The sequence below is a fragment of the Stenotrophomonas sp. GD03794 genome, assembly GCF_029842145.1.
Taxonomy (GTDB): domain Bacteria; phylum Pseudomonadota; class Gammaproteobacteria; order Xanthomonadales; family Xanthomonadaceae; genus Stenotrophomonas; species Stenotrophomonas riyadhensis.
Genome location: NZ_JAOCFV010000006.1, coordinates 28,465 through 39,526 on the forward strand (window position 1 = coordinate 28,465; position 11,062 = coordinate 39,526).

Consider the following 11,062-nt stretch of genomic DNA (forward strand, 5'->3'; position numbering starts at 1 on the left):
CCCTTGCCGACCCGATGCGATTCAACCTCGTTGCCGCCATCCTGCTGATCCTGATCGGCCTGTTCATGCTCGCCAGCAACCTCGGCTGGACGCATCTGAACCTGTCCAAGCTGCTGATGACCTGGTGGCCGGTGGCCCTGGTGGGCGTCGGCATCGCGATGCTGTTCGGTCGCGGCAAATAAGGGTAGTGCCCGGCCATGTCCGGGCACGCGCCAGAAACGGAAACGCCGGGCATGTCCCGGCGTTTTCGATGGGTGATGACGCGAGCGATCAGGTCCGCGGCAGGGTCACGCCGGTCTGGCCCTGGTACTTGCCGCCACGATCGCGGTACGACGTCTCGCAGATGTCATCGGCGGCCGCCTGGAAGAACAGCATCTGCGCCACACCTTCGTTGGCGTAGATGCGCGCCGGCAGCGGCGTGGTGTTGCTGAATTCCAGGGTGACGTGGCCTTCCCACTCCGGTTCCAGCGGGGTCACGTTGACGATGATGCCGCAGCGCGCGTAGGTGCTCTTGCCCAGGCACACCACCAGGGTATCGCGCGGAATGCGGAAGTACTCGACGGTACGCGCCAGCGCGAAACTGTTCGGCGGGATGATGCATTCATCGCCGACGATATCCACGAAACTGCCCGGATCGAAGTGCTTGGGATCGACGATCGTCGAGTTGATGTTGGTGAACACCTTGAACTCGCGCGAGCAGCGCACGTCATAGCCATAGCTGGACGTGCCGTAGCTGACGATGCGTTCGCCGTTGGCCTGCTTGACCTGCCCGGCCTCGAACGGCTCGATCATGCCGTGCTGCTCGGACATGCGGCGGATCCAACGGTCACTCTTGATGCTCATGCTTTGTCCTGGGGGTACGAGGGGGCGCGAGGATTCTAGCAGGGGGCCGGCCTCGGCCGGCGGCACCGGCCACGGCGCTTACAGCAGCGACGACAGGATCGGGATCGAGGCCCGCGGGCGCTTGCCGACTTCCTCGATCAGGCGCTGTGCGGCATGGCGGTAGGCCTGGGCCGGCGCCGAATCCGGCTGGGCCACGGTGATCGGGGTGCCTGCATCGCCCTGTTCGCGGATGCCGATCTGCAGCGGCAACGAGCCCAGCAGCGGCACGCCGTACTGCGCGGCCATGCGCTCGCCGCCGCCTTCGCCGAACAGGTGCTCGACATGGCCGCAGCTGCTGCAGGTATGCACCGCCATGTTCTCGACGATTCCCAGCACCGGCACCTCGACCTTCTCGAACATCTTCAGCGCTTTTTTCGCATCCAGCGTGGCGATGTCCTGCGGGGTGGTGACGATCACCGCACCGGCCAGCGGAATCTTCTGGGTCAGGGTCAGCTGGATGTCACCGGTGCCCGGCGGCAGATCGATCAGCAGGAAATCCAGGTCGTCCCACAGGGTGTCGTTGAACAGCTGGGTCATCGCCGAGGTGGCCATCGGGCCACGCCAGATCATCGGCGTGTCTTCTTCGATCAGGTAGCCGATCGACATGGTATCCACACCGAACGCACGCAGCGGCTCGATGCTCTTGTTGTCCGGGCTTTCCGGGCGGCCGGACAGGCCCAGCATGGCCGGCACGCTGGGGCCATAGATGTCCGCATCCAGCACACCAACACGGGCGCCCAGCTGCTGCAGCGCCACGGCCAGGTTCACCGAAGTGGTGGACTTGCCGACGCCGCCCTTGCCCGAACCAACCGCGATCACATTGCGGATGCGGGCATGCGGCGTAAGTCCCTTCTGGACCTGGCTTGCATGAGGACGGCGGGGAGAACTGTTCACAACGAGCACCGGCGGGGTCAGGGGGAATAACCCAGCATCATACAAGCTGGACGCAACCTGACTGAAATTCAGGATTGCTACAGATTCGTGCACAGATTGTTAAGTTCATGTTACGTTCGATCCGCACTGTTTTGGGCTGCGGAGCTGGCATTTCCAGTCCGCGCGATGGCGCATGCGCAGTGCCGTTTTTGTTTTTGCTCTCCATTGGAACTACATGAAATACGTAAGCAACACCGCACGTCGCAACACGCTCGCCGTCGCCCTGATTTCCGCTCTGATGGCCGCCGCACCGGCAATGGCCCAGGACAAGGCGACCAACCTGGACAAGATCACCGTCACCGGTTCGCTGATCCCGCAGACCCAGGTCGAGACCCAGACCCCGGTGATGTCCATCACCGCCGAAGACATCCAGACCCGCGGTTTCAGCAGTGTCGCTGAAGTGCTGCAGCAGTCCTCGCTGACCACCGGCGGCCTGCAGGGCGGCCAGACCTCGGGTTCGTTCACCCAGGGCGCCGAAGCCGCCGGCATGTTCGGCCTGAACCCGGGCTACACCAAGTACCTGATCAACGGCCGCCCGATGCTCTCGTATCCGGCGCTGTACAACGGCAGCGAAACCTTCAACAACATCAGCGGCATTCCGATCGACATCGTCGAACGCATCGAAGTGCTGCCGGGTGGCCAGTCCTCGCTGTACGGTTCGGACGCGATCGCCGGCGTGGTCAACATCATCCTCAAGGAGCGCATGGACGGCGGCACGATGACCGTCCGTGGCGGCACCTATACCGAAGGCGGCGGCAGCAACATCCGCTTCAGCGCTGCCAAGGGCATCAACGCGTTCGACGACCGCTTCCATGCACTGTTCAACGTGCAGATCGAGAACGGCAGCCCGATCTGGGGCTACCAGCGCGACATCACCCGCCAGAACAACCCGGTCGGCTACACCGCACAGGTGCCGTCGAACGACTTCGCGGTCATCACCAACGCTGACAGCAAGCTGCTGATGATGGACCCGAGCCGTTGCGCCAACGTCGCCGGCCTGTACGACGGCACCACCGTGGTCGGCCAGCGCCCGTCGGGCGAGTCCTGCGGTTCGGTGTACAGCGCCGGCTACAAGACCCTGAAGAACGGCAAGAACAGCGGCCAGTTCTACTCGTCGATGACCTTCGACGTGAACGACAACTTCCAGCTGTTCGCCGACGTGCTGTACAGCAAGGAAAAGACCGAGTTCACCTCCGGCGCCAGCGCCCTGTGGTGGGGCACCAAGTCGAGCATGGGCGGTTTCTACGACCAGAACTCCGGCAAGGTCGTGAACCTGCAGCGCTCCTTCGCTCCGGAAGAAATCGGCCAAGGCGACTACAACAACATCCTCAACTCCGATGAGAGCCGCGCCTACCAGGTCACCCTGGGCGGCAAGGGCATGGTCGGCAACTGGGATTACAGCGCCAGCTTCACCCGCGGCGAGTACCGCCTGGACCAGAACCGCTTCGTGCGCTGGAAGGACAAGATCGATGGCTTCTTCGGCCAGAACGTGATGGGCCAGCGTCTGGGCACCTACAACGACCCGAAGGACCCGGAAGCCAAGTTCGGCATCTACAACCCGAACTACGCGGCCTTCTACTCGCCGATCACCCCGGACCAGTTCGCCAGCTTCACCGGCTACGGCACCCACCGCAGCAAGACCTGGCAGAACCTGGGTCGCGTGCAGGTGACCAATGGTTCGCTGTTCAGCCTGCCGGGCGGCGACGCCGGCCTGGCCGTCGTGCTGGAAGGTGGCAGCGAAGGCTGGGACTATTCGCCGGATCAGGCCTTCAGCGGCCCGAACAGCAACGTGTGGGGCACCACCGCTGTCGCCGGCGCCGGCCACCGCAGCAACTATGCGGTCACCAGCGAACTGCGCATGCCGCTGCATGACACGCTGACCGTCAGTGCATCGGGCCGCTATGACGCCTTCAAGATCGCCGACAAGACCGTCGACAAGGCGACCTACAGCATCGGCCTGGAATTCCGTCCGATCGAAAGCCTGCTGCTGCGCGGCAAGTACGGTACCGCGTTCCGCGCGCCGACCCTGTCCGATGCCTTCCAGGGCATGAGCGGCTCGTACGCCTCCAACCAGAACGACTACTACCGCTGCAGCCAGCTGGGTTATGGCCTGCGTGACGAGGCCTGCTCGTTCTACAAGGGGACCTCGGTGTACAGCGAAAAGTCCGGCAACCCGGACCTGAAGCCGATCACCGCCGACGTCTGGAGTGCAGGCGTGGTGTGGGCCCCGGTCAGCAACTTCTCGCTGTCGGCGGACTACTACAACTGGAAGATCAAGAACGAGGTCAAGACCCTCAGCAGCGACCAGCTGCTGCTGGCCGAGTACCAGTGCCACAACGGCCTGCCGAACAACACCTCGGCCAGCTGCGGCGACGTGACCAACTGGGTGTCCCGCGATACCGGTGGCAACCTGACCCGCGTGTACACGCCGAAGCTCAACGTTGCCAGCCAGAACCTGGAAGCGGTGACCGTGGCGGCCAAGTACCAGCAGGATATCGGCCGCTTCGGCTCGCTGATGTTCTCCGGCAACTACACCAACATGCTGAAGCGTGAAGTGCAGCCGATGCCGGGTGCCGCCAAGCTGGATCTGCTGAGCGATCCGTACAACATGTGGTACTACGACAACTTCGCCAAGGTCCGCGGCGACCTGTCGGTGGCCTGGAACATCGCCAAGTTCACCACCACCGTGTACGCCAACTACGTCGGCAGCACCCCGAACTACCTGGCCTACACCGGCCGCAGCTACGGCTACGTCCACTCTTCCGGCGCCAAGGCCGGCAAGTGGGGTTCGTACACCACGTACAACCTGAGCATGAACTACCAGGCACAGGACGATCTGGTCCTGTCGCTGATGGTCAACAACGTGTTCAACAAGCTGCCGGAAGGCCAGCGCTACAACTACCCGGGCAACGAATCGACCCCGTTCAATGACGGCTTCTACAGCGTCTACGGCCGCCAGATCTCGGCCCAGGTCAAGTACAACTTCTGATCCCGTCGTTTTCCGGACTTCGTGTCTGGACCAGGCCCCGCTTCGGCGGGGCCTTTTTTTTGCTTCGGGGACGCCGGTCGCCTCCCCTGCCGGTCCTCCCCGGCCGAAGAAGGGGCACTGCCACCGCAGAGGCACATCTGCTAACGTCCGATCTCGTTCATATTTCAGTCAGCTTCACCCAATCAACGCGCAGCTAAAGGACAAGACATGCACGTGATCAATGGCCGCCCCCTGTGCGCCGCCCTCTCGCTGGCCCTGGCCTGCACGGCCGCTTATGCCGGCCCCATCCCGATCGAGGATCTGGCACGCCAGCCAGCCCTGCAGTCCGTGTCGATGAGCCCAGATGGCAAGCATCTGGTCGCCCTGATCCCCTCACCGGGCAATCCAGAGGAGACCGCCCTGGCCAGCTGGGACACCGATGCGCTGGGCGGCGCCCCGAAGGTCGTCACGCCGTCCGGCGAACGAATGAAGTTCATCGCCGCTGGCGCACTGAAGTCCGACCAGATTCTTGCCGTTGGCCGCCAGGAATGGACGGGGCAACTGGGTGGGTGCGGTGAAGGCAGTGTATCGGGTGCAACCAAGACCTTCGTGGTCAAAACCTACCTGACCGATCAGTCACAGAAGACTTTCAACGAGGCGTTCACCGACAACACACGCAAGCTCGGCGTGAGCGAGCAGACCCAGCGCTGTCTGGAACTGGGCGGCAGCGCGTCACTGGTCAACATGCTGCCACTGGACCCCGATCGGGTCATCATCCGCCAGCTCAGCGAGATCTCACTGACCGCCAACTATTACCTCTACAACCTCAAGACCAAGGAAACCGAGCTCCTGTTCCGCGGCGGTACGCGTGCCCAGCCAGCACTGTTCGACCCGCGCACCGGCAAGGTGCTGGCCAAGACCCAGATCGAGCCGGTCAGCGGCGACTACGACCAGCAGATTCTCATCCTGGACCCGACCAGTGGCCAGTACGTCCTGCAGAAGCCCTTGCTATCACGCCTGTCCAACCGCCATACGGTGGAAGTGGCCGGCGTGGATGATGCCACCGGCAAATATTACGTGCTCACCGACCTGTTCTCGGACAAGGTACAGGTGCACCTGTATGACGCCAAAGCCCAGGCGTTTGACCGCGAACCGGTTCTGGCCAACCCGAACTTCTCCATCGCAAGCCTGGTGTTCAGCACCCGCCCAAGCACATTCAACCAGGTGGTCGGCTTCACCCTCGATGGACCCGCGCTGCAAACCATCTATGTCGATCCGACGCTGAAATCCATCCAGGACACACTCAAACAGGCGGCTCCGGGCAGGCAGATCGATATCACCCGGCTCAACGACGACTTCTCGCGCATCCTGTTCCGCGCGTCCAGTTCAGATGCTCCACCCAACTACTATTTGCTGCTTGATCGCAAGAAGGTGGTGAGCCTGGGCAGCGAACGGCCATGGGTTGCCAAGGGAGCCGTAGGCGAGCAACGCTGGGTGACCTACAAGGCACGTGATGGCAAGGAGATATCGGCCATCCTGGACCTTCCCGCTGGATGGAAGGAAGGTGACGCTGCGCCGCCGGCGATCATTCACCCCCACGGCGGCCCCTGGGCCCGGGATTACATGCAATGGGATCCTTCAGGCTGGGTCGCATTGCTGACGTCACGCGGCTATGCGGTGCTGCGCCCGCAGTACCGCGGTTCATCCGGGCTGGGTCGTGAGCTGTGGATCGCCGGCGACCGCGAATGGGGCCAGAAGATGTCCGACGACAACGACGATGGCGCCGCATGGCTGGTCTCGCAGAAGCTTGCCGCGAAGGACCGCATCGCGATCTTCGGCTATTCCTACGGCGGATTCGCCGCCGCAGCAGCAACCGTACGCCCCAACTCTCCGTACCAGTGTGCGATCGCCGGAGCACCGGTTACCGATCTGGCCCGGCTGGGTACGACCTGGAGTGACAACCGCCTGCAACGCATCCTGCAGGGACAGACAGTCAAGGGCATGGATCCCATGCGCAACACCGCCAGCGCGAACATCCCGGTGATGCTGTTCGTCGGTGACCGTGACGTGCGTACTCCCTCCTTCCACGCACAGGGTTTCTATGACGCAGTGAAGGACAAGGTGCCTGCACAGTTCCACCTGATCGCTGACCAGCAGCACAGCATGCCGTGGTATCCCCGCCAACAGCGCGAAACGCTCGGCCTGATCGAGAGCTTCCTGAAGAAGGACTGCGGACCTGGCGGACTCTGAGCCGCCGCGCTCGACCCTCCCACGCCACGCCTGGCCACGTGACCAGGCGTGGCTGCGCGCCCGGCCAGATAATGAATTGGACATTAACAATTGAGCCATAATCGCCGCAATTGTTCATGTTGCATTTATTTTACGCCAGCCATACACTCGATTAACCGAAGCGTAACAAATAGGGATATTCAACGATGCGCGACGTTTTCCGCCTTTCCATGCCGAACCGGATTCCGCTGACCCTTGCAGTTCTGGCGTCTCTCGCCGCGCTGCCGGCCTTTGCCCAGGAGTCAACACAGCAGGATTCATCCCAGTCAAGTACCAGCAGCAGCTCCAAGCGCGCCACCAACCTTGACACCGTCACGGTTACCGGCTCGCTGATCAAGCGTCCCGAGTATGAAAGCACATCACCGGTGCAGGTCATCTCGATCGACAAGGGTGTCGCTGCCGGCCAGTTCGATACGGCCGACTTCCTTCAGACGTCTGCGATCGCCGCTGGCTCCACCCAGATGAACAACCAGTTCGGCGGGTATGTCGTCGAAGGCGGCACGGGTGTACAGACCGTTTCTCTGCGCGGCCTGGGTGCAAACCGGACACTGATCCTGCTTGACGGACAGCGCCCCGGCCCAGCGGGTACGCGCGGTCAGGTTGCCGCCTTCGATCTCAACGTCATCCCACAGTCGATCCTGCAACGTATCGAGATCGTCAAGGACGGCTCTTCTTCGATCTACGGCTCGGATGCACTGGCTGGTGTGGTCAACCTGATCACCCGCAAGAGCCTCGACCGCCCGGAGATGACGTACGCGATGAGCGTGCCGGAGCACGGTGGTGGCGAGCAGTTCTCGGCATCGATCGCCAATGGTTGGAACTTCGACAAGGGCAGCATCGTGGCTGCCGTGCAATGGGATCGCCTGAACGCGCTGACTGTTGGCGATCGCGACTTCTTCAGCTGCGCCCAGGACCGGGTATGGGGCACGGATGGCAAGCGCATCGATCGCGAAGACCGGTCGATTCTGGCTGGCACCAATCTTGCCGGCTGCAACTCTGCCAATCTGTATGCAAACACCATCATCCAGCTGAGCAACTCAGCCATCCGTTATGTACCTTCGCCGGATGGCAGCACGGTCGGCCCCTTCCCGGGCTATCGTCCGCGCCCGCGCCCGACCCCGACGTACGCCAATGGCGGCACCGCGTACTACCAGGATGTGCTGAACTACCCGTTCTTCCATGACCAGGAAGTGATCAACCAGCGTGAACGCGCATCGTTCTACGGGGCAACCGACTTCAGCTTTGACAGTTTCAACTGGAAGACCCAGTTCCTGTACAACCGTCGCGAAACCAAGGCACACAGCTGGCGCCAGTTCTATCCGACCGTGTACAACGAAGCGGAGGACGACTACTTCCAGACCATCATGCCGTTCCCGAGCGACCAGAAAGTCACGGTCGACTACTTCTACGGCACCACCAAGTTCGATGGCCAGTTCAAGTCCACCGACAGCTGGTCCTGGGAAGTCAATGCGGGCTACAGCCGTTCGCGCGGCAAGTACAGCGCGCTCTCGATCGACGTCGATCGTGCCGGCGATCTGAACTACACCGAAGATGACATGCCGGTGAATTACTTCGACCCCGGCTTCCTGAGCGGCGCCCGCATGAACGAGCTGATCGCTGCGGTCGGCCAATGGCATACCGGCAAGACGACCTATGAACAGGCCAGCGCCAACGCCATCTTCAGCGGCAACCTGTTCAAGCTGCCTGCTGGTGATGTCGCTTCTGCGTTCGGTGTCGAATTCCGTCACTACAAGATCAACGACACCCCGTCTGACTTTGCGCTGGCTGACCGCTCCTGGAACTCGACCTCGGCCGGTGTGACCCGTGGCACGGACAAGGTCAAGGAAGCTTTCGCCGAGGTGGATGTGCCGCTGCTGAAAGGCATTCCCGGCATCGAGTCGCTCTCGCTCAACCTGTCCGGTCGCGTATTCGAGTACGACTCGGTACCGGGTTCAGACCATGTCTGGAAAACCGGCCTGAACTGGCAGATCGTCCCGTCACTGCGCATGCGAGGCACCATTGGCACCTCGTTCCGCGCCCCTGGCCTGTATGAGCTGTACCTGGGTGACCAGACCGGCTTCAAGGCACAGAACCAGATCGATCCATGCATCCAGTGGGCCGACAGCAACAACTCCTTTATCCGTGCCAATTGCGCTGCCGCCGGCATTCCCGAAACGTACGTCGGTGGCGGCACCGGCGCGACCATCTATTCGGGTGGTGGCGGCAAGAACAACCTGAAGCCGGAGACCTCCAAGGCCAAGACTCTGGGCCTGGTCTGGAGCCCGACCTTTGCCAACCTCAACGTCGCACTGGACTACTTCGATTACGACGTACGCGGCGAAATCACCCAGCTTGACGAGTATGACATCGTCGCCGGCTGCTACGGCTCGGCGGTCTTCCCGAACGCGTTCTGCAACCAGCTGGTCCGCAACAGCCCCACGGATCCAACGTCGCCGAACAACATCACCACGATCTACAACAAGTACATCAACATCAACCGCGAGCGCACCCGCGGCTACGACCTGCAGATCAATTACGACAACGACTTCGCGTTCGGCAAGCTTTCCGCTGAAGCACAGGTGACCTATACCCTGGAGGACACCTATCAGTTGTTCGATTCGGCTGCTGAAAGCGGAATCAGCACCTCCGACCAGGTCGGCTACATCGGCCGTCCGAAGACCGTTGGCCTGGCCAGCGTCAGCCTGGAACGCGGCGATTGGACGTTCAACTGGCAGGGAACCTACGTCAGCAGCACGCAGAACAAGGACCTGAGCCCGAACTTCACCTATTCCGGCTACCAGAACGCCACCCGCGACATCAAGGCCAGCTGGCAGTTCCGCCACAGTGTCTCGGTGGGTTACGACATGGATGACTGGAACATCATGGTCGGCGTGCGCAACCTGTTCGACAAGGCACCGGACCTGATCTCGGCCGGTGCCGGTGATCGCTACGGCAACGTGCCGATCTACGCCTCGCAGTACGACTGGTACGGCCGGACGTTCTTCGCGCGCGTGTCCTACAAGTTCTGATCCCGTAGTGAATGACTCATCCCGCCATGGGTTGGCACCTGTGGCGTGGAGGGTCCGGCCGCCGCCAGGTGACCAAGGACGCCCGATGCACTGCATCGGGCGTCTGCATTGGCTGTTCCATTTCCGGGGCAGTCGTCATGGGAGGACATGATGTCTCCCCTGACCCAGCTTGCCGGCCACGTCGGCGAAGCCGCGCCAGCATCGTGCTGGATCCTGGGATCCCATAGGGTTCCCCGAGCCTTTCTGCTGGTCGGTTCCGCGCGTTCGACCTGATGATCGGCCGCCGACAACCTGACGGCCCCTGGATAGTCCCACTGGCCGCGTCTGATCATTGATTTCATTGAACATTACCTCTTCAACCCGGGCCTGTTCACTGGCTCGGCGCGGAACGAAGAGCTCTCGGGCGGCCGCAGCCGGCGCGCCAGCTGCGCGAAGGCGCTTCGACCATCCTGGCTCGGCCAAGGTGGCCAACATGATCATCGGGATCAGCTTCGGAGGCGGTACCGCCACCCGCGGCACCATTGTGATTCCAGGACGCTGGCCGATCTTCAACACTCTGAAGATCCAGGTGACACCGCAATGCGACCTGCGCGAACCGGATGCGTGTCTCGGAATGCCCGCCCAGCAGCGCGAACCGCTCAGACCTCGACCATGGCCTTCCTGCAGCTGAATGCAGGGGAAAGGACGCGGGGAAGAGATCGCGCAGCCCCTCTTCCAAGGCCTTGTCCATGCAAAGCGAACCACCAATTTGCGCAAAGCTGCCCTTAACAGCCCATTCAGCATTCGCCTCACGATCTCGACAAGGCAATTACAACTGATACCAAGTAACTGTATTTATTGCAGTTTTGTGTATCAAGGCGATACAGAATGTGTCAATGCATGCCGCAAATGGCCACTTTGCGTTAAGGACATGTTAGGTTCGCGTCAAGTCAGGACGATATCTGAACATCAACATAACAAC

At 61.9% G+C, this 11,062-nt stretch carries 7 protein-coding genes; 5 read left to right on the top strand and 2 right to left on the bottom strand.

Features of this window, described 5'->3' with window-relative positions; translation table 11 throughout:
* Positions 1 to 14: 14 nt before the first annotated feature.
* Positions 15 to 182, top strand: a complete 168-nt coding sequence (locus tag N5D91_RS05260) for a DUF5668 domain-containing protein (protein WP_180846270.1) — start codon at positions 15 to 17, stop codon at positions 180 to 182.
* Between the two features lie 88 nt (positions 183 to 270).
* Here the strand turns inward: N5D91_RS05260 and dcd are convergent, their stop codons facing one another.
* Positions 271 to 843, bottom strand: a complete 573-nt coding sequence (dcd, locus tag N5D91_RS05265; RefSeq protein ID WP_010483020.1) for a dCTP deaminase — start codon at positions 841 to 843, stop codon at positions 271 to 273.
* 78 nt (positions 844 to 921) lie between these two features.
* Positions 922 to 1,776, bottom strand: a complete 855-nt coding sequence (gene apbC, locus N5D91_RS05270; protein WP_110714355.1) for an iron-sulfur cluster carrier protein ApbC — start codon at positions 1,774 to 1,776, stop codon at positions 922 to 924.
* 214 nt (positions 1,777 to 1,990) lie between these two features.
* On the opposite strand from apbC, the gene N5D91_RS05275 reads away from it, so the two are divergent.
* From N5D91_RS05275 to N5D91_RS05290, 4 genes are all read left to right on the top strand, one after another.
* A complete protein-coding gene (locus N5D91_RS05275) occupies positions 1,991 to 4,804 on the top strand; it encodes a TonB-dependent receptor (RefSeq protein WP_180853797.1) in 2,814 nt (937 codons plus the stop codon).
* A gap of 207 nt (positions 4,805 to 5,011) precedes the next feature.
* Positions 5,012 to 7,033, top strand: a complete 2,022-nt coding sequence (locus N5D91_RS05280; protein ID WP_180853798.1) for a prolyl oligopeptidase family serine peptidase — start codon at positions 5,012 to 5,014, stop codon at positions 7,031 to 7,033.
* Positions 7,034 to 7,218: 185 nt separating this feature from the next.
* The gene (locus tag N5D91_RS05285) at positions 7,219 to 10,101 is read left to right on the top strand and encodes a TonB-dependent receptor (protein ID WP_180853799.1); all 2,883 of its coding nucleotides are present in this window, start codon (positions 7,219 to 7,221) and stop codon (positions 10,099 to 10,101) included.
* Between the two features lie 472 nt (positions 10,102 to 10,573).
* Entirely contained in the window at positions 10,574 to 10,771 is a 198-nt protein-coding gene (locus tag N5D91_RS05290; RefSeq protein WP_164161519.1) for a hypothetical protein, read from the top strand.
* Positions 10,772 to 11,062 lie beyond the last annotated feature (291 nt).